The sequence below is a fragment of the Phaeocystidibacter luteus genome, from assembly GCF_008933115.1.
Taxonomy (GTDB): domain Bacteria; phylum Bacteroidota; class Bacteroidia; order Flavobacteriales; family Schleiferiaceae; genus Phaeocystidibacter; species Phaeocystidibacter luteus.
This window is the reverse complement of sequence record NZ_WBVO01000010.1, coordinates 76,776-93,966: the sequence shown is the minus strand read 5'-3', so window position 1 is coordinate 93,966 and position 17,191 is coordinate 76,776. Positions and strand designations below refer to the sequence as shown.

Below are 17,191 nucleotides of genomic sequence, written 5' to 3'. Positions count from 1 at the left end.
AGAGCAATATACTGCATCAATCAAAGAGAAAGTCCAGAGCGCCTGGTTCAATTCGCCTACTCAATTGGGTCGGGCGCCCATTCTTGTCTAAATAGGTAATACTGACACTTTCCGCCCCCTCAGAATAGATCATTCGGAAGTCGCCTTGGGACACCGTCATATCGCCTATAATGGACGAAATATTGGTGTTCCATCCATCCGAATGCGTATTTAGGAAGCGCCTGATTCGTTCGCTTTTCTCCGATTCTAATGGCAAGTTCTCTGAAAGAAAGACGTCGTAACCTGAGGCGGAATCTTGTCCAATCCTAGTTAGTGTGAACGGCTCTGAATAGTCAATTACGCGGTTGAACTCGGCCGTTTTCGAGCAACCATACATGCATATGACCAGAAGCAAGAGAGGAAGAATTCTTTTCATTGTAGCACTTCGTTTAAACTCTATTTTCAATCGAATACCCCAAGGTCTCCAGCTTCCTCCCAATCTCTTTGATCTCTCTTTCGCTTTTAGCATAGAAAGCCAACTCGTTCAGAGATTCAGGAAGAGGCTGAGTCATGAATTGATCGAAATCGAGCGCCGTCTCGACTATCCTGAGTTCATCGAGTATAGGGAGATTCTGAACTCCAGTTAGAGATTCAAACGTTTTACAATTTAAGATCCTTAGATAATCTAATCGAGGCAGTGCTTCATCAAAATGAAGACTTTTCAGCTTTATCAGATTTTCTATGTTGAGTGATTTTAGGTTCCTGAAGTTTGAAATATTATCCAAGTTATTAAAGCCCCTCACCCAATCAATAGAAAGGTCTTCAATCTCATTCTCCTCGATTTCCAATATGTTTTCTCTTCCTCCCAAAAGGATGGATAACTTCCTCAGTCCTTTCAGCTCATTAATAAAGTGAAGTGGAATTTTAGGAAGACTATGGAGGTGAAGTTCCTTCAGTTTCGGAAGCGAACCTACTGCTTCGATGTTCTTGATTTGCCCGTTTATCATGAGCGAAGTGAGATCATTGTAATCACGTAGATATTCAAGATTCAACGCTTTGGTCTTCACGCTGCCAATTCCCAAGTACTCTAATCTTCTGAGATTTTCCGATTGAAGTATTTCTTTCTGGGCGAGGTCTGAGATTACAACATTCAGTTTTTTTAGCTCGGTGAGTTCTGTGAAGGAATCACCATGTGTAGATTCGTATTGTGAATCTATTTGGAGTGACTTCACATTCGGGACAAAACGAAGTATGCGGCCGTCGTAGGTCGTGCGGCCCAATGTGTAAAATCTTAAGGTGAAATTATCGTCTAATTCAGAACAAAGTTCGTTGAGTTCTTCTAGCAACCGCCGGGTGTAGGTCTGACCTGAGAACTGCACAATCACCTGAATCCCAGCATCAATATCGCGCAGTATAGCGTTGCGGTCGATACGTTGAGGATCCGTAATTCGAATTTGGGGCTGAATAGAGAGCATACCGTAAAGCTACTGATTACGCGCTGACATCAAATCAATAAAAACATTTACAACCCGTAAGAACCTTTTTCACCTTTCAAGGTTAAGTAGTTCGAAGTTATTTCAAACGACCCTGTGAGATTTCTTAAGTACATAGCCCTAGTTTTTGTCCTAGCCTGGACCGCCGAAGACGCAATGAAGTTCGTCGATTCTTGGCATGACGGTATTTCTATGAATGCCGAGCTCGTTGGCGAAGAGAAGCTCGACAAGTCGGAATACGAAATCCGTGAGTTCGTTGAGGTTTCAAATGCAGACCATTTGAAAGGCGAAGCTAGACTATCTGTCGGGTACTCCAACATCATCTACAAAGCCCCAGTGCTTTCTATTCCAGACGTGCCACCAGAGCACGTACGCTAAGACCATTCGGTCACTGTTCCATTTTTAAGAACCGCTTCTTGAACGTGTGAGATTCTAATATCACTCGAATTTGTCACACCCCAAATTTGATGGTTGCATTGCGCTTCGCAATTGCCATCCGGTTCATCGTATTCAAAATTTAATAGAAAGACACATGAAATCATTGTTTCAGAAATCAAACCCTTTTGGGAAATCAATCGCATACATTCTCGCACTTGGAACCGCAGGTGTGCTATCTGCCAGCTGTACGAATCAACCCAATTCCGCAAGCACTCAAACGGCAGCGGTTATCGAAATAGCAGAAGAAAGCAATACCGCTTTACTCTATTCGGATGAGTGTATAACAGAGCGCGAAGTCGTTGAAGCACAGAAGATGTGGGGCGACGGTATCGTTCGTATCGGCAAGGTGTATTCAGAGAAAGGTGACTATTCAAAAGAGGCCGCCGACTTCATCCAGGATATGTACGGATACGATTTGAGTAGTGTACTCTTCAAGCCTACATTGGCATCTAACGATCAGTTCCGCTCTAGTTTCGATGCGGCTTTGTCGTATTTCGTAGGTGGTAACGAGGCGTATGCCGAAGACAAAGGGTTCGCCATCAAGCCGTATACAAAGGTGAAGTTTGACAATGTAGGTATCATCAACAACAGCTGTAGAATGGCCGTGGCGATGGGGAACTACTACTTTACCGACACCAATGGAAATGAAACCAAGGTGGAGTATACCTTTGCATATGTGAAAGACAAGACCGGGAAACTCAGAATTGTAACCCATCAGTCTTCTCTTCCATACAATCCGGCTGGCAACTAATCGATTTGCGAATTAGAGTAAGCCGGCCACACTATCCGAATGGAGAAGTTCCGGCTTACTCCTAATACTTAAAGAATGAAGTCGATTAGATATTTTCTAGCTGCCATAGTTTGTTGGGGAACGGTCTCAACACACGCCCAATCGGAGTTTGATGAAGGTCAACTCGGTGCCTGGTACATGTACTTCGTGCAGAAACAGTTTGAAGACAGTAACTGGGGAATTCAAGGGGATTATCAATTCCGATTTTGGGATTTCGGTAGCGATTTAGAACAGGTGCTCTTAAGAACGGGGGTTACCTATAGACCCACAAACGCAAACGTCCTTTTCACCGCTGGATATGCGAATATCACCTCCGGCGCTTTTGGTGAAAGTGATGCCACCTCCATGGAACATCGTATTTACCAGGAGGCGTTAATACCGCAGAAACTCGGAAACCGTGTTCTCCTTACGCACCGCTTCAGAAGCGAGCAACGCTGGGTTGAAGGTCAGGATTTTCGAACCCGTTACCGCTACAACATCTTTGTGAATGTGCCATTTAACGATACCAAGCTCGACAAGGGCGTGGTGTATGCGGCGCTGTACAACGAGATTTTCATCAATGGAGAAACGGGAACGAATGGTAGGCTTCCGGGACAGTATTTCGACCGAAACCGAAGTTACATTGGGGTTGGATATGGAATACTCAGCAACCTCCGTGTTCAGCTCGGTTGGATGCGTCAAACCACTGCCGGATGGGCCAAAAATCAAGCCCAGGTGAGTTTGCATCACAATTTTTAAAATGAAAACAGCGCACTCAAACGAGGGCGCTGTTTTGTTTTTATTCGATAATCTCGATGCGTTCGGACCTTGATATAGACCCCGGATTCAGTCCCGGCTCACCCTCCGGAATACTATCGCCTAGCTCGGCGTAGTAGTCTGTCCACGCGGGGAAAAACTCATTAGTGCCAGGATCCTTGAAGGTCATCGGAAAAAGTTCAAAGAAGTCCTCACCGCCATTGGCCGATTTAAAGCTCTCGTACAGCAATTCACTGCAATACCAGCGGCCGTTGTTCAACAGGAAAGGATCGTCATAAGGTTGTCCGACCTGCTGAGTGGCGAATCGCATCGCTTGAGGGATGAGGTACGTGTATTCTGCTTTTACACGTCCAACCGTGATGTTCTTAACCTCCAGAGTGTCGCCACTTCTACGGTAGAACTTTTCAATAGGGGTAAGCTGCACACCGGAACCAATAGCCTCAATGGCGAAAAGAGAATCGTTGCGCTCTACGACCATGGCACAATGTGAAAAGTCCTTTCCATCCACGCCTTCGGTTACCGTTTCAATGGCGTCACACATAGGTCCGCAGTCGAGGTCTTGGAAGAGGAGGTCCCCCTCGCGAAGATGACCGTAATCCGAAGCTGGTTCCCTGCAGGCTTGGGCGAGCAGTGCGATAGTCAATAATGAAATGATGCTGGCTTTCATAGGTCCTTGGAGCAATGTGTCGATTCTGGCCGGTAAAAGTAGGTAAGGCGAGTGGAAGGGAAAATGGATTCACTTCAAACTTCCTTGTGAGTTTCATGTTCCACTTTATTAGACTTTATGCCTAATTTCAACCTGCATCTATCAACTTAGGCTTGATGAAAAGAGTGAATTCAGTATTGAACGGACGACTGCTTCTCTCTTTTGTTCTCTTGATTGGGGCAACAACTCAATTGAAGGCGCAATCGTTCTTTGCTGGTGTGCGCACCGAACTTCACGTTCCGGGGAGTTTCGAATTCACAGAATCGTCATACCCTATAACATCAAGCACAATAACCGGGGCTTCCTTTTTGGTGAAGCGGAGGTTTTGGTTGGACCACGGATTCGTCATCGATCTTGTCGGCGGCATTGGACTTGCTCCAGTTCAAACTTTTGAGATCACCTTTCAAACGGACGACCTAGGCTTCAATTACGATTATGATGAATCGACCACACGGTCGACCGAATACGGGTTCTACAAGCTTGACTTTGGCGTGAACCTTCAGTATCAATTTAGAGATTCGCCACTTTCAATTGGCCTCGCGGCTGGGGTAACGCATCTGCCGAGGGGATCGGTGGAGGTTTCCATTACGTATGCCGACGAAAATGGGCAGAATGAAAAGGAGGTTTTCTACGAGGAGATACTGCCGGCGAATGACTACACGCTTTATGCGTATGTGGCTCCAAATATTGGGTACGACGTTGCCTTTTGGGATGCCGAATGGACCGTTAATGCCGGTTTTAGTTTTTCATTGCAAACCCAATTTCGCGGGAGGTATTGGATTGCCAATTTGGAAAACAGCGCACCGAGTTCAGGCATATATCGGTTCAGAGGAACGTATGCCTATGTAGGGGTTGATTACCACTTTGGGTTTTAATGAGGCTGCGGCTTTATGCGCTCTCCGTTTCGTGGTGACGTTCGAAGGTCTCCTTAATCTTGTTGTAATGCCCATGAATAAACGGACATGAGGAGATGCATTGGCTGCAGTTTTTGGAGAAGTGTGGGGCGCATTTCTCGCGATCGATGAACTGTGGATAGCCGTCTTCAAGCGTTTTTGTTTCCTCGAAAATTGCATCGCCGGGACATTTGTGAACGCAGTTATTGCACTCGTCGCAGAATTCACGAATCCACTTATGCGGATTTTCTTCGGGTTCGGTGAGCGGTAAATTCTCAATATCACAGAAAACAGCTGCTAAGCGTAGGGAAGGACCGAACTCTTCGGTAATGAGGAGTCCGTTTTTGCCGACATAGCCAAGGTGTGCATCTTGGGCAACGGGTGTTATCATTACATCGCCGCCGATGGCGGGTGATGGGTGACAATTGTAGCCCTTATCCCGGAGCCACTTTGCGAGCTTGTTCACGGCAATTCCGAGGTTAGAGTAGGCCTTCCAGATTTCGGTAGTGGAGGCGTCGGACGGATTGGTCTTCATTTTATCCTTGTCCATTTCCATTCCGAGCACCATGGCGTTTGGGTACAGAATTTCGAAACCCTTGAAGATGAAGTCGCGATTCACTTTGGTATATCCAATTTTCGAAATGCCCAGCTCTCTGGCATAGGCCTCGAGTTCTAACAGCGTTTTTGGATCGATTTGTGTCTTCCCTAAGTGCGGGTTTTGTTTCAACTGAGAAGCACTCTTGTAAAGCTCGATGAATGACCTCTTGAATGCTTTGCCGACGAGTGGCAGACTTTTAAACTTATCGCGCAGACTCCCGTATTGGATGAGGAGTGTGGGGATGATAACTGCTCTCCTGGCATTTGGAGCGCTTGTCATGGGCGATTCGTCCTTTCGGATGTAGTGTTTCGCCTGAAGAAAGAAGGGGGGCTTCCGAATGAGCTTGTAGAGTTTCATGGCGTGGGTTCAGTTGGCTATTCTGGATTACGTTCAGAGAACCAATTTGGAACCTAGAAGATACTTCTAATTTGCCAAAATGCGTGCCTTGTTCCTCATTGGTCGAAGGCAAAAGGTAACACTTCAGATACTACACACGTTTGGAGTTAATCTGCGTATCGCTCCTTCAACTCAATCACCATCGTCTCTAGCACTAGATCGTCTTCACAAAGCACTTGTAGTTCTTCGTTGCTGCATGTAAAGGAAGCATCTGTAATCCTGTGATAATTCCCAATGGTTTTTACTTCGACGCAATTTTTGAGCGTTTCGATTGTCTTTAAGAACTGCTCGAGACTTACTTGGTATCCTAGAAACCTTCCGCCGTACAGTGGGTATCTTTTCATGGATAGAGCTCTTTCTTCATCCTCATCTCCCTCATCTGAATCGGGAATTCGAGGAAGTATAGGTGAGCTAAAGCGATGAAGATAAATATGGTCACCTAAAATGGGCAGTTCACCCTCGTTACCGGCGCTCATCGTGACGTAAGCACCATCATGTTCAACTAGGAAAAGCAACAACTTTTGACCAACGGCGTATTTCGTCCAGCGAGATGCGCAGGCCCAATCTTCAAATCGCCTTACGGTAATAACCTCACGATCTTCAACAGTTTCACCTTCTATCTTGAATTGGTAGCTCGTAGAATCGAGGGCAATAATTTCGCCGTAGACGATTTCGTCGGCGGTAAGTATCATTTGGTAAAGAGGAACGGCCACATACTCAGCGCGAGAGGAAAGGCTGGTGAAGAGAAGAAGGATGACGAAGAGAGGTTTCATAAGAGTGGGGATTAATTGAAGTAACCCAACAATCCTTTCAAGGAAGTAAAACGAGAATGAGCGTATTGCCCTTAGGGTTTCGAGCACCATGAAGATACTAAAACCGTGAAGATCCTTGTCCTTAACGTCTGGCCCTTAATTCATCCTATACCTATCCCGATATTCTGTTGGACTCACACCTTCTTTCTTCTTGAATAATCTGGAAAAGTACGGTGGGTTTTCAAAGCCCAGCTCATAGGCCACCTCTGCAACGGTTTTTGTGGGAGAGAGTAGCATATTCTTCGCTTCATCTATGAGGTAACTATGCAGATGCTCAATCGTGGTTTTGCCAGTTTCTCTTTTTAAGGAATCGCTGAGATATCTCTGTGACACGTTCAAATTGCTTGCTATATCTTGAATACTAGGTATACCTTCTTTTTCGAGCCGTCCAGACTCAAAGTAATCGATCAGTAATTGGTGAAACTGTTCTAGGAGCGTGCTTGAAAGCTCTGCTCTATTCATGAATTGGCGCTCGTAAAATCGTTCTGCATACTTCAACAGGGTGGAGAGATGTGAAATGATGATTTCCTTGCTGAAAGAGTCGTGGTTATTCTGATATTCTAAATGAATGTTCTCTACGATTAATTCCATCTGACGTTCCTCCTTGGGCGACAGGTGAAGCGCTTCGTTGGTAGAGTAGGAAAAAAATCCATATTTCCTGATCTGATGTGCGAGATCCGTTCCTTTTAAGAAGTCTTCGTGAAAGTTGATGGAGAACCCCATCTGCTCGAATACGACCGCATCATCCCATTGTAAAACCTGTCTAGGGCCGATAAAAAAGAGAGCCCCATTGGTGAAATCGTACTTGGTCCGTCCGTAGTTCAAATTCCCCTTCACAATCTTCTTAAAGCTGATTGTGTAGCAGTCGTTTGTAATGGGCGGTGAGCTTTCCTTCGGGCAAGGCAAAAAACCATCGCTTGTGGCTGTAAAAACACTGAGCATTGGGTGTTCAGGACCTGGAAGTTCCAAGTACTCCAGATATGATGATAGTGTACTGAAGTGCTGCATGGTTTAAAGCTGACTATGAGCCTGAATGAGGTGTTTGTGATATGCATCGATTCTGGCGTGAGCCAAACCATCAATAAGAAGAATCACAGAAAGCATGGCAATGGTAGTTATCATACTTGCCCGGATGAGTGGGGCATTGAAGAAGTAAAGCACAATTCCACTCGCAATAATAATGATGGGTATCGCCCTAAACACAATGGTTTTGTATTCCTTCAATGTACTCTCAGTCCTTTCGATTTCTGCGGAGATGAACGAGGGGGAACTGTCTGCATAGGCCATCTCAAACTGAGCAATCCGGGTTTTATTGGTGTAGAAGAGCCCAATTCCGACCGTCATCAGGAAGGATCCTGCTACCAACATAGGAATGATGTATGCACGCGCTAAATCAGTTTTACCAAACTGCCAGAATCCAATGCTCATCAGTACGAATGCAAGTCCAACCAAAACAAAGAACGAGGTTGAAACGAGTTCATCTTTTGCCCAATCTGTCGCAACTTTTAGAATGTCCATGTCTAGCCGATTTGAATTTTCAAATTATATATTCCAAGTAACACCAGTTTCAGCTACGGAGAGATCCCATAGCCTTTGAGCCACGGCCTCATCTTTAGCATGCGATTCTATGTGGTGAGCTCCGACCGGACCAACCCAGTTACTTCTACCTGTAGGTCCATAGAATGCTGTTTGGTCAAGGTCTTCTTCGGTTGCACACATCAATTCTGGATACGCGCCCTTCTCTGCAGGTTGGGTTAGAGGTGACAGCTTCATCAATCCAAAAGTGATTCGCATAAGCAAGCTTCCGCTTGTTTTGATGAGTGAGGTTCGCGAAGATCCAGGGTGGCATGCATAGACTTTTACCGCGGTTTTTCCTGCGAGGGCGAGACGGCGCTGAAGTTCGTATGCCGACATGATTTGAGCAAGCTTGCTCTGACTGTACGCGTTGTTCGGCGTATAGCCTTCATTCCAATTTAGGTCATCAAACTTGATGGTTTTGAGTCCCATATCGTATCCTAAACTTCCGACTGTCACGATTCGACCCTGAGATTTCTCGATGAGAGGATAGAGTAGAGCTTGCAAAGTGAAATGTCCGAAGTAGTTTACGCCCATTTGACTTTCCCATCCTTCTTTGGTGAGTTTTCGGGTGGGAACTTGAGCAATAGCTCCGTTGCACATTAAGGCGTCAATTCGATCTATAGATTGTAGCACTTCGGCAGCGGCCTGCTTGACGGAAGCCTGTACTCCGAGATCAATTTGGATGTTGATGATATCTGCCTTGCTATTCTCTTGCTGCAGGATTTGGGTAATCTCTTTCGCTTTTTGAGGATTGCGATTGAGCATTCCTACTCTCGCTCCTTTTGAGAGAAGGATACGGGCTGCCTCAAAGCCTGTTCCGCTGGTGGTTCCAGTAATGACGAATGTCTTGCCGCTGAGGTCTTTTATGCGATTGGGAGTCCATCCTTCTTTTCCAAACTTGTTTGCACTCATTGTTTTGGGTCTTTAATGAATGAAACAAAGGTCGGATTGATTCAACCCGGTTAACGTATACAGAATTACGTTTGGGTTGGACTTTTTGGGTGTATCATATCAATCCCAGCGTTCTACTTCTACCATATACGTTTTCTCTTCACCTCGATATGAATGCCAGACCTTATTGGGTAGGCCATCTTTGTCGAACCAGACCTGTACTACTAAATTCCATTCGATGGACCCTAGCGTCTGATATACCCATATTCTATCGAGGTGAATACAGGCACAGCCATAATTAAATGAGATAGATTTAGTTTTTCTTCATCAACCGTTCATCCACCACTTCCTTCACTACCCCCGTTCCGACCACACGAGGCCCCTCATCAAAAGTAAACGTATCTCCAACCTGTATTTTCCCAGAGAAGAATTTGGGAGATACTACGGTGATTTCTGCTTCTACAGTTTGACCAGGTTCAACCCACTCTTGTCCGATAAAACGTTGCATTCCAGTAGTTCGCTTTCCAGGAATGTGATCGAACTCTATATGTGGTCGATAGCCAGATCGGGCGGGTGTTTGTCGACCGCCATCTCCGGTGGGGAGATAGGAGAGTTGAGCGATGAAGTGGGGAGTGGTTTTCATGATTGATTCGAATTTTTCCGCTCAATTGCTCTTTGTTCTTCTTCAGGGATATTATGCCAAGCGGTTTCACTGGAAAAGGAAAGTTGGAGATTCATGGTTTGGGCAACCGAATTAACAATATGTCGGTACGCTTCTTCTACGCTCCAATCTCGTAGTGGCCCAACTTTGAAAGAGGTAGAATCGCTTAGCCAGGATATACCAGTGGCAGTACGATAGATGTACTGATAATCAGGTCGGCCACCACTCTCCAGTACGAGGTGCAGCTCGTTGTTTGAGTTGAGCTTGATTTCGGAAATGGTTTCGGTGCGGACTTTCACGTTAGCCTTCAATCAGTTGATAGGTTGAACCGCAAGAACTTCAACTACCCGCCCGGTAGAGTCCCGTTTTTGAATTTGCTTCACACCTCCATCTTTGAAATAATCGACTAGATACTCTTCTCGATTAAAGATATCTTCGAATCTCACGATAACATCAGATCCTTGCGTTGCATATTCTATTTTATAGGATAGAGGATACTCACCAGAAATTAAACTTCCCCTGTAGTAGTACTCTCCTAATCTTCCAATTGAATCAAACGAATGTTTAATCGCAATGGTGCTCTTCGCATTATATCCCCAATCAGAAGTGTCTGGTAAATTCCAATAGATGTCCTGATTCAAATGTGGAGGATATGAGTGCTCTTCAATACAAGTGGCAAGATCTATCGGTTCGTCAGATCTTATGATGATAGTTTTTTGAAGGTTGTCATACCCAAGCATGGTCGGAGTTGTCGGCTCTGTGGGCCGTGTGGACTTTGTCGTGCAGCTGAAGAGAGACGTAGCAATAATGAGGGAGTAGACGTACTTCATTCAAGTGTTTTTCGTGTGGACTTCATCTTCTCCCAAGCAATCACCTGCACACCTTTCGAGTATTGAACGACATCGGGCTTATTATGAATCAAGTTATTGAAACGAGGGTAGTTAATTTCTAATCTAATCATTTTGATATCCTGAATTTTCCAGGCTAAATGATGGATGTCAAACGCATTGATAGATTCACCTGAGTCTTGGAAAAGTGCATACCTCTCGGTGAGCCAGTTGTCGAAATCAGATTTAGGGACATGACTTTTATTGACTTCAAATTGAAGTTTTAACGAGTCGCCATAGACTTCATTATAGGACTCGTATTTGCCGTCTGTTCGAGTTATACTGGTGAACCTGTACGGAAGTTCAGATATTTTTTTGGCAAGCTTACACGAAATTCTATTTCCGCCTTCAATACTCAAAAAATAGACACCCGATTTGTGTCCAGATCTTACATATGTTCGAATATTGATTTCGTGGAAATCAGATATAGGAGGGAAATAGGGCAAGTTGCGAGGACGTAGTTTTTCCATCGTAAAGGGGACTACAGAAACCCAAGCATCACCGTTGATTAAATCAATTTCGAGCTCTTCAGGGACATGCTTCCTGAGTTCCGCCTTGTCTACTTTGTAATGCAGAAATATCGCATCGTTCCATTCCTGATAGAATTTCCAATCTCCTTTTGGCAATTCCCACGGCCGATGAGCGGTGTAAGTAAGAATCTGTCGAATTTTCATGAGAGAATCTGTTCGATTGACGCCTCATCAACTTCAATCTGCCTTAGAATCTCCGCCGCCCTGATCTTATCCGAATTCTTCACTTGGTCGAACTCTTCCATCAAGCCAACAGCGTGGAGTCTTTCGTTGACGGTTAGACCTTGAAAGTTTGTTTTCATGATACAGAGAGCGAGTTTTTCGTTGTCAGCTAAAGGTACATTTCGTTTTGAAATCCGAATGTCTTGAAGCCTCTCTCTTTCGAACTAAAGAAGGGGAGGTTAATGAGCACATCTCTCACATATCAATAATCTCAGTATTTCCCTTTCTGCTCGGTCCCACAACCCTCGTCTTCGAAAATCTATCGTGCCAGCCCACATGGTTGGATGTGAAGAGAAACGAAAACGCCTCGAATGGAATGAACCTGCACAGCGTTCTCTGAAGGGCATTGCGTATTCTCGATTGTGCTGGTGTCCAACCCTCTTCCACATGATGCACATATGCGTCGTTGTGAAGTTTTCCAATGGTCTGACGAAACACGTATTCAAGCGTGAAGTAATAGAAGAAAGGAAAGGGCAGGATGAGCCACGGCGTTTCTATCATATCGTATCGATAGGCAAAGAACAAGATGATAATTAGGTCGAAAACTCTGTTCAAGAACCGCGATCCTAGTCCCACTTTGGTGTAATGATGTCCCGAAGTAACCTTTACTTGAGTAAACCCATAGATGAGGCCAAGCACCATGATTGCATCATTGACCAAATTGTTAAATAGAAAGAGAACAAGTTGCCACAATGGATAGGAAATTTCACCTCCAAATTCCTGAGCTTGTTGGTAGCCTTCGAGTGCAGCAGAGTAGGTAGTGCTGAGGTCAATCGTGGAAATCACCCAAACAATTAACTGGTGAATGACAATCCAAAACATGTAGGCTTTTAAGGCCCTGCTCAAGTAAAACTTCCTTTTGCTTGCCATGACAATCAAGGAAGTAAGCACCGAGAAAGCAAACCAGGCATTGATTAAATAGGAGACGAATGACTCGAAATTTTCAAAGTCAAATTGAAGTATCTGATACTCGTAAAAATTTCCGAACTCCAGTATTGCAAATCGGAGTGAATAGAAATTCATATACGCCAGCAATCCGATCAGAATGTACTGCAGGCGTTTCGGGTCCTTGAAGAGCGGCATATTGTGTTATTTGTACTTCAAGATACGAAAGAGGGAATAGCGGGTAATCTCATAGAGCTTATTCAACAGAAGCAACCGTCTTCCGAACCTCCGGCAGCTCGTATTCGCCAGAAAGTACCTCTTCGCCAGGCAGGTAAACTCGGAAGAGGAAATTCCATCCCTCAGGTGCGTCGAGCCTGTTTGGCACGTCTCCACATTCTTCCTCGGAACCGTAGTAGACCGTAAAAGTACCGTCATCGTTCAGCTGAACATTGGAGTTGTTAAGAAGGCAATTTTCGGATGTGATGTAGCCGTCGTTTCCATAGACAGTTATGGACCAAAAGCCGTTGTGCTCGGGTACCGTATAAGTAGCGGAATAGCATCCTGGACCCGTGAGATTTTCAGGCTTGAAATTCAGGTAGGTCGCTGCCTCCTCGGGTAATAGTCCCCATGCCGCCGCCGCGGCAATGTGACGTGTGCTTTCGTCAACTTCTCCGCGTTTTCCCATCATTCCCTTCCAGCTGGAATACGCAGTGGCCTCCTCGTTATACACCGCACGAAGTGAATCGAGGGAATTCAGATTCCATGTCAGTTCAGGGAATTCTTGGTTAGATATGGAATGGACCACAAATTGGTCTTGAAGGTTGTTCAACATTTCAATTTCCTGAGTATCGCCAGCATTGAGGACTTGCAGTCGGATGATGATGTACAGGAAATCCGTGTTGCCTTGGATGGTGTATTGTCCGGGTTCGTAAATCAACTCCTGCACGTAGTGGTCGTTGTCCAGAATGAAGATGGAGGCATAGCGCTCATCGGGCATTTCAGGAAAGGTAATTTCCAGACCTTCACGCGCATCGAAAACTCCACCGGAGTACAACACGTCTCTATTCATTCGAATCACGGATTGTTTGTCGAGCGGAGTAGGTCGGCGGAAATGGTAGAAAGCGTTGGTCTGGCCGGCATTTTTAATCATTTCGGCGAAAGCGCGATCTGTTTCGGCACGGATGAAAGTCTCGGGGGTGACGCTCACCAATTCGCTGGAAGTTTCTGTATCGTTCTGACGAGACTTATCCGTTGGGTTACAGGCTAAGAGTGATGTGAATGCGAGAAGTACCGCTAGCTTTTTCATGGTGGTTGAAATTTGGTAGGGGTAAGGTACGGAAAGGGTGTGGGAAGGTTCGCATTCTTTAGTTTAACCTCCCGGTTAGAAAGCTCAATAAACTTAGATTCTATAGTGATTGAGGTATGGATCTTACGATTTCACGAGATCTAAAAGACAATACTTGAAGTCGGATGCAATTCTATTTCGTGCAAGATGTATTATGACACTAGGCTAAAATCGTCTTCATCTGGCCAGTCATATTCATCGTCATTTTTAAAAGGAACTCCATGTTCAATGACGGTTACCCTTTCGTATTCGACCTGCAAAGACAGCCAATACTGTTCAAGGAAATAGACTTTGAAGAAATGATACTCTTCTATTTCCCACGCATCAGGATCTGAGTCAATCTGGTTTTGAACGTCTACGATTTTCTTGTCTATAATCTGCAGGCCCTTTATGGTCAAATTGGAATTTGAACATCGGATGTAACCGAGTCTGTCTGCTTCGTTCTGATAAAAAGTTAATCTTAGCTTTTGATCTGAGTATTCCCAAATCAACTCATTTTCATCATCTGGGTCGATAAGTATTTTGTCTGGCTGTCCAAGAATGCTTTCAACTTTTGTGCGAGTCATTCCGAATCTCAGATTGTTGATTCCTTGGTTGAGGTGTAGTTTCATGCGTCTACTTTCTTAAGATCTCTTCGTAATACTTTCTGATAACCCTATCAGTTAATTCGTGTGATCCATTATAAAACTCGGCAGTCCTTTCATGCTCAAAATCAGAATCTCTTAAATTTTCTGGCGTCATCGATAGCGATATTTCTAGACCAAGAAGAACCTTTTCTTTAATCGATTTTTCAATTTCGGTATTTGGCTGAAAACCGTTTACATAGCTAATGATTTCTGGGAGTGTGCTTCTTTCAAAAACACGTTGGTTTCCAGCTTCTATATCGATGTACTCAATGCAGAAGTAGAGCAGAATTATCAAGCAGCCTGTACGGTAGAATGCCTTTTCGTCTTCTTGAAACCACTTGTCTCCATTCAGGGTCAAATATTCCCAATAATTACTTCTAAAGGAGTATTCTGGAACAAAGACACCGTATTTCTCGCCGAAATTCTCGTCGTATAACCAAAGGATATCTTTTTTGAGTTGGTTTAACTCTTCCCAGTCGATCTCTCTTGAGGTTCCATCGGGCTGTGTTATGAATTGGTATCCGTCTTTCATTTTATTCGAATCACTCGAGGTAATCTATTACGTACATAACCACCCCTGTGGCATTGACAATCAACGTCATTGCCAATCCCGCTTTGAAAAACTTCTTCTCAAAATCTCTGACATTAATCGCTTTATCCCAAAGTCGGAGATAAATGGACTCGAAGGTGTTTCCGATGATATAAACCAAGTTTGTCAGGAAGAGAGTCGCCACGTAAAGTCGAAAGGGGAACGTCATCACAAACTGGTCTGTCGGTTCAAAAAGGTTACGTGCAGCCGCTAGAGCGAATGCGACGATCAGGATGACGACATTCAGAATAGTCAGTCTGAGGAGTAACCAGCCGATGGTTGATAGGGTGGTGGTTAGGGTGAGTTGTTTGTTCATTTTTCAATGTGCTGCGAGTTGGGGTTGAGTTAAGCGGAGCATTTTACTTACTTCTTAGTGAGCCGTGACCAAAATTTTAATAATAGATTACCTTGCGTTTTATGCAAATGTCTAGCTTGATTAGCCCCTTTTTGTTGGGTATTGTTGTTTTCTTTTTCGTCTGAACCTGCAGCTACTATTCCGGAAACCTTCGTCATTCCTTTGTGACCGTTGTACACAGCATTCCAACCTCGAATCCCTCGGTCAATAAATTCCTTAGTAGTCATAGGTAGACCGGTAATCGACCGAAAATCAAGTTCTTCAAACCAAACTCTTAAGTCAAGAGTTTTTGATTTCTGGCTGTAGTGTTCTGAAAAGATGTCAATTGTATTCACATCTTTTTTGCAATCGGATAATTCTAAATCGAAGCTTGCATCGGCTTCCCATTTCTGAAATTCTTTATCCGAGTTCTCTACATTAATGAAATCCCAGCCATACATCGTATGACCATTGAAGTTCCGTAGTCTTTCGGTTAATTCTTCTGGTTGTAAGGTTTCAATTCTGGCAGATTCATCATTCCAAATTCCATGTTTCAGTTTACCCGCTAACCGACACACATTATGGAAAGTTATAACCACTCTTGAGTCATCCGGGATTGTTCCATCTTGGTTCATTGCTACAGTTTCCAAGACTATCGTAACTTTTTTCAATTCTCGGTCAAGAGAGAACTGCGTTAGTCTCGATTCATTCAAGGCACAATTCAAAGGATCTAGTATGTCATCTGGAATTCTCATACTTTGAATTAGGCAATTTGTTGAAATTTTCTGTCAAACAGGTCACCGTTGTCGCCCACCATTCCCTGTCCAAAGGAGCCTTCGGTCTCTTCGAAGATTATCCTATAATCACTCCTGTTTGGCATTTCTTTGAAGACGGTCCAGAATTCGAACTATCAACAGAGCTTGTGTAAGTCTCTTTTATTGGCTCAATCAGACAATCATAAAGTTTAGGTCCGTGAACGCAGGTTAGGTCTTTTTCACCTTTCAATTCCTCTGCTATTTTTTACTCGATTACATTTCGACATAGAAGCCCAGAAACGGTTTGATTGGTTTGGGCAAAGAGCAGCTCACTTAGTTAGCCACCGGGTTTATATGTTATTTCAAGTATGTAGTAATCTTCAATTGCTTTGTATTCACATGAACTTTCTTTCGCAATCACTTTTTGTTTTTCCAGAAAATCGGAGCCAAATAAAGTTCCTTGGTCTGTCGAGATACGGCCTGAACGAATAATAATCAAGTTGTCCGAGCAACCAAAACGGTGTTGTTGTTTTTGTTGAATTACTACTATATACGTTCGGCCTTTAACAAGAGAATCTGCTAACTCATCTTTATTGCCTAATAAAAGAGTCCTTATGAATTGTAGATTTTCACTTTCGTAATATGTTGAGTCAAAAAGCAATGAATAGTACTTGTCGCCATTTAAGCCTTCGCGCACTTCATAGAATCCGTTAAACACAATTTCAACAGTGTCCGTCTGAGCCTTTATTGGAAAAGCCGACATTGACAGGATTATTAGGGCGATTATCCTTTTCATTTTTCAATAGTAGTTAACTCGATGATTTAATCAAGTTTGTTAGGCTTTACCTCGGAAGTGTCCTTGTTATGAAGAGGATTGAGAGATAGAGCGGTGAGATAAAGCTACGAAAACGATGAAGACGTATCGATTGCGGACTGCTCATTTTTGTCTCCGATCTAGCAATACATCAAATCCCCAAAAACCTTTTTTTGCGGAGAGCTCAATTTGACTATACGTTTCCTTTTGAGC

Annotated in this window: 24 protein-coding genes; 4 read left to right on the top strand and 20 right to left on the bottom strand. The window is 44.1% G+C overall.

Annotated features, from left to right (window positions below; genetic code table 11):
- Positions 1–16 precede the first annotated feature (16 nt).
- Positions 17–415 carry a hypothetical protein gene (locus F8C67_RS11805; RefSeq protein WP_151668057.1) on the bottom strand — a complete coding sequence of 133 codons (399 nt, stop codon included), beginning with the start codon at positions 413–415 and terminating at the stop codon, positions 17–19.
- Positions 416–428: 13 nt separating this feature from the next.
- A complete protein-coding gene (locus F8C67_RS11800; RefSeq protein ID WP_151668056.1) occupies positions 429–1,454 on the bottom strand; it encodes a hypothetical protein in 1,026 nt (341 codons plus the stop codon).
- 114 nt (positions 1,455–1,568) lie between these two features.
- On the opposite strand from F8C67_RS11800, the gene F8C67_RS11795 reads away from it, so the two are divergent.
- The 3 genes from F8C67_RS11795 (at position 1,569) to F8C67_RS11785 (ending at position 3,438) form a co-directional block, all read left to right on the top strand.
- Positions 1,569–1,850, top strand: coding sequence for a hypothetical protein (locus tag F8C67_RS11795; protein ID WP_151668055.1), 282 nt, complete (start codon positions 1,569–1,571; stop codon positions 1,848–1,850).
- Between the two features lie 154 nt (positions 1,851–2,004).
- On the top strand, positions 2,005–2,661 hold the full coding sequence (locus tag F8C67_RS11790; protein ID WP_223277561.1) for a phosphoribosyl-AMP cyclohydrolase: 657 nt from the start codon (positions 2,005–2,007) through the stop codon (positions 2,659–2,661).
- A 75-nt stretch (positions 2,662–2,736) separates the two neighbouring features.
- Complete coding sequence (locus F8C67_RS11785) at positions 2,737–3,438, top strand: DUF2490 domain-containing protein (RefSeq protein WP_151668054.1); 702 nt, start codon at positions 2,737–2,739, stop codon at positions 3,436–3,438.
- Positions 3,439–3,478: 40 nt separating this feature from the next.
- Here the strand turns inward: F8C67_RS11785 and F8C67_RS11780 are convergent, their stop codons facing one another.
- Positions 3,479–4,123 carry a YiiX/YebB-like N1pC/P60 family cysteine hydrolase gene (locus F8C67_RS11780; protein WP_151668053.1) on the bottom strand — a complete coding sequence of 215 codons (645 nt, stop codon included), beginning with the start codon at positions 4,121–4,123 and terminating at the stop codon, positions 3,479–3,481.
- 155 nt (positions 4,124–4,278) lie between these two features.
- Here F8C67_RS11780 and F8C67_RS11775 point away from each other — a divergent pair, with 155 nt between their 5' ends.
- Positions 4,279–5,037 (top strand): hypothetical protein, encoded by a 759-nt coding sequence (locus tag F8C67_RS11775; RefSeq protein WP_151668052.1) that lies wholly within the window; start codon positions 4,279–4,281, stop codon positions 5,035–5,037.
- 13 nt (positions 5,038–5,050) lie between these two features.
- Here F8C67_RS11775 and F8C67_RS11770 read toward each other — a convergent pair whose 3' ends face one another.
- The 17 genes from F8C67_RS11770 to F8C67_RS11695 form a co-directional block, all read right to left on the bottom strand.
- Entirely contained in the window at positions 5,051–6,010 is a 960-nt protein-coding gene (locus tag F8C67_RS11770; protein WP_151668051.1) for an epoxyqueuosine reductase, read from the bottom strand.
- A 146-nt stretch (positions 6,011–6,156) separates the two neighbouring features.
- Positions 6,157–6,822 carry a hypothetical protein gene (locus tag F8C67_RS11765; protein WP_151668050.1) on the bottom strand — a complete coding sequence of 222 codons (666 nt, stop codon included), beginning with the start codon at positions 6,820–6,822 and terminating at the stop codon, positions 6,157–6,159.
- 135 nt (positions 6,823–6,957) lie between these two features.
- Positions 6,958–7,869, bottom strand: a complete 912-nt coding sequence (locus F8C67_RS11760) for a helix-turn-helix domain-containing protein (protein WP_151668049.1) — start codon at positions 7,867–7,869, stop codon at positions 6,958–6,960.
- A gap of 3 nt (positions 7,870–7,872) precedes the next feature.
- Positions 7,873–8,379 carry a hypothetical protein gene (locus tag F8C67_RS11755; RefSeq protein WP_151668048.1) on the bottom strand — a complete coding sequence of 169 codons (507 nt, stop codon included), beginning with the start codon at positions 8,377–8,379 and terminating at the stop codon, positions 7,873–7,875.
- A 24-nt stretch (positions 8,380–8,403) separates the two neighbouring features.
- Positions 8,404–9,351 (bottom strand): SDR family oxidoreductase, encoded by a 948-nt coding sequence (locus F8C67_RS11750; protein WP_151668047.1) that lies wholly within the window; start codon positions 9,349–9,351, stop codon positions 8,404–8,406.
- Between the two features lie 292 nt (positions 9,352–9,643).
- Positions 9,644–9,973 (bottom strand): EF-Tu C-terminal domain-related protein, encoded by a 330-nt coding sequence (locus F8C67_RS11745; RefSeq protein ID WP_151668046.1) that lies wholly within the window; start codon positions 9,971–9,973, stop codon positions 9,644–9,646.
- Positions 9,970–10,302, bottom strand: a complete 333-nt coding sequence (locus F8C67_RS11740) for a hypothetical protein (protein ID WP_151668045.1) — start codon at positions 10,300–10,302, stop codon at positions 9,970–9,972. Before F8C67_RS11740 ends, F8C67_RS11745 begins: the two co-directional genes overlap by 4 nt.
- The gene (locus F8C67_RS11735; protein WP_151668044.1) at positions 10,303–10,821 is read right to left on the bottom strand and encodes a hypothetical protein; all 519 of its coding nucleotides are present in this window, start codon (positions 10,819–10,821) and stop codon (positions 10,303–10,305) included. It abuts the gene before it with no gap.
- A complete protein-coding gene (locus F8C67_RS11730; RefSeq protein WP_151668043.1) occupies positions 10,818–11,552 on the bottom strand; it encodes a YqjF family protein in 735 nt (244 codons plus the stop codon). Before F8C67_RS11730 ends, F8C67_RS11735 begins: the two co-directional genes overlap by 4 nt.
- Positions 11,549–11,710, bottom strand: coding sequence for a hypothetical protein (locus F8C67_RS14330; protein ID WP_170266444.1), 162 nt, complete (start codon positions 11,708–11,710; stop codon positions 11,549–11,551). Before F8C67_RS14330 ends, F8C67_RS11730 begins: the two co-directional genes overlap by 4 nt.
- Before the next feature lie 115 nt (positions 11,711–11,825).
- Positions 11,826–12,713, bottom strand: coding sequence for an RDD family protein (locus tag F8C67_RS11725; protein WP_151668042.1), 888 nt, complete (start codon positions 12,711–12,713; stop codon positions 11,826–11,828).
- 58 nt (positions 12,714–12,771) lie between these two features.
- Positions 12,772–13,821: a DUF1214 domain-containing protein gene (locus F8C67_RS11720; RefSeq protein ID WP_151668041.1), complete on the bottom strand. Its 1,050-nt coding sequence runs from the start codon at positions 13,819–13,821 to the stop codon at positions 12,772–12,774.
- Positions 13,822–14,012: 191 nt separating this feature from the next.
- Positions 14,013–14,471 carry a hypothetical protein gene (locus F8C67_RS11715; RefSeq protein WP_151668040.1) on the bottom strand — a complete coding sequence of 153 codons (459 nt, stop codon included), beginning with the start codon at positions 14,469–14,471 and terminating at the stop codon, positions 14,013–14,015.
- A gap of 4 nt (positions 14,472–14,475) precedes the next feature.
- Complete coding sequence (locus F8C67_RS11710; RefSeq protein WP_151668039.1) at positions 14,476–15,018, bottom strand: hypothetical protein; 543 nt, start codon at positions 15,016–15,018, stop codon at positions 14,476–14,478.
- A gap of 10 nt (positions 15,019–15,028) precedes the next feature.
- On the bottom strand, positions 15,029–15,391 hold the full coding sequence (locus F8C67_RS11705) for a hypothetical protein (protein ID WP_151668038.1): 363 nt from the start codon (positions 15,389–15,391) through the stop codon (positions 15,029–15,031).
- Between the two features lie 47 nt (positions 15,392–15,438).
- Positions 15,439–16,164, bottom strand: coding sequence for a hypothetical protein (locus F8C67_RS11700; protein ID WP_151668037.1), 726 nt, complete (start codon positions 16,162–16,164; stop codon positions 15,439–15,441).
- 337 nt (positions 16,165–16,501) lie between these two features.
- Positions 16,502–16,960, bottom strand: coding sequence for a hypothetical protein (locus F8C67_RS11695; RefSeq protein ID WP_151668036.1), 459 nt, complete (start codon positions 16,958–16,960; stop codon positions 16,502–16,504).
- Positions 16,961–17,191 lie beyond the last annotated feature (231 nt).

Bases quoted from the DNA above. Each gene is read 5' to 3' on its own strand.
- F8C67_RS11780 (WP_151668053.1), bottom strand. From the start codon at position 4,123: ATGAAAGCCAGCATCATTTCATTATTGACTATCGCACTGCTCGCCCAA.
- F8C67_RS11725 (WP_151668042.1), bottom strand. From the start codon at position 12,713: ATGCCGCTCTTCAAGGACCCGAAACGCCTGCAGTACATTCTGATCGGA.
- F8C67_RS11745 (WP_151668046.1), bottom strand. From the start codon at position 9,973: ATGAAAACCACTCCCCACTTCATCGCTCAACTCTCCTATCTCCCCACC.
- F8C67_RS14330 (WP_170266444.1), bottom strand. From the start codon at position 11,710: ATGAAAACAAACTTTCAAGGTCTAACCGTCAACGAAAGACTCCACGCT.
- F8C67_RS11730 (WP_151668043.1), bottom strand. From the start codon at position 11,552: ATGAAAATTCGACAGATTCTTACTTACACCGCTCATCGGCCGTGGGAA.
- F8C67_RS11765 (WP_151668050.1), bottom strand. From the start codon at position 6,822: ATGAAACCTCTCTTCGTCATCCTTCTTCTCTTCACCAGCCTTTCCTCT.
- F8C67_RS11755 (WP_151668048.1), bottom strand. From the start codon at position 8,379: ATGGACATTCTAAAAGTTGCGACAGATTGGGCAAAAGATGAACTCGTT.
- F8C67_RS11695 (WP_151668036.1), bottom strand. From the start codon at position 16,960: ATGAAAAGGATAATCGCCCTAATAATCCTGTCAATGTCGGCTTTTCCA.
- F8C67_RS11760 (WP_151668049.1), bottom strand. From the start codon at position 7,869: ATGCAGCACTTCAGTACACTATCATCATATCTGGAGTACTTGGAACTT.
- F8C67_RS11700 (WP_151668037.1), bottom strand. From the start codon at position 16,164: ATGAGAATTCCAGATGACATACTAGATCCTTTGAATTGTGCCTTGAAT.
- F8C67_RS11800 (WP_151668056.1), bottom strand. From the start codon at position 1,454: ATGCTCTCTATTCAGCCCCAAATTCGAATTACGGATCCTCAACGTATC.
- F8C67_RS11805 (WP_151668057.1), bottom strand. From the start codon at position 415: ATGAAAAGAATTCTTCCTCTCTTGCTTCTGGTCATATGCATGTATGGT.
- F8C67_RS11710 (WP_151668039.1), bottom strand. From the start codon at position 15,018: ATGAAAGACGGATACCAATTCATAACACAGCCCGATGGAACCTCAAGA.
- F8C67_RS11715 (WP_151668040.1), bottom strand. From the start codon at position 14,471: ATGAAACTACACCTCAACCAAGGAATCAACAATCTGAGATTCGGAATG.
- F8C67_RS11785 (WP_151668054.1), top strand. From the start codon at position 2,737: ATGAAGTCGATTAGATATTTTCTAGCTGCCATAGTTTGTTGGGGAACG.
- F8C67_RS11790 (WP_223277561.1), top strand. From the start codon at position 2,005: ATGAAATCATTGTTTCAGAAATCAAACCCTTTTGGGAAATCAATCGCA.
- F8C67_RS11750 (WP_151668047.1), bottom strand. From the start codon at position 9,351: ATGAGTGCAAACAAGTTTGGAAAAGAAGGATGGACTCCCAATCGCATA.
- F8C67_RS11735 (WP_151668044.1), bottom strand. From the start codon at position 10,821: ATGAAGTACGTCTACTCCCTCATTATTGCTACGTCTCTCTTCAGCTGC.
- F8C67_RS11705 (WP_151668038.1), bottom strand. From the start codon at position 15,391: ATGAACAAACAACTCACCCTAACCACCACCCTATCAACCATCGGCTGG.
- F8C67_RS11775 (WP_151668052.1), top strand. From the start codon at position 4,279: ATGAAAAGAGTGAATTCAGTATTGAACGGACGACTGCTTCTCTCTTTT.
- F8C67_RS11770 (WP_151668051.1), bottom strand. From the start codon at position 6,010: ATGAAACTCTACAAGCTCATTCGGAAGCCCCCCTTCTTTCTTCAGGCG.
- F8C67_RS11720 (WP_151668041.1), bottom strand. From the start codon at position 13,821: ATGAAAAAGCTAGCGGTACTTCTCGCATTCACATCACTCTTAGCCTGT.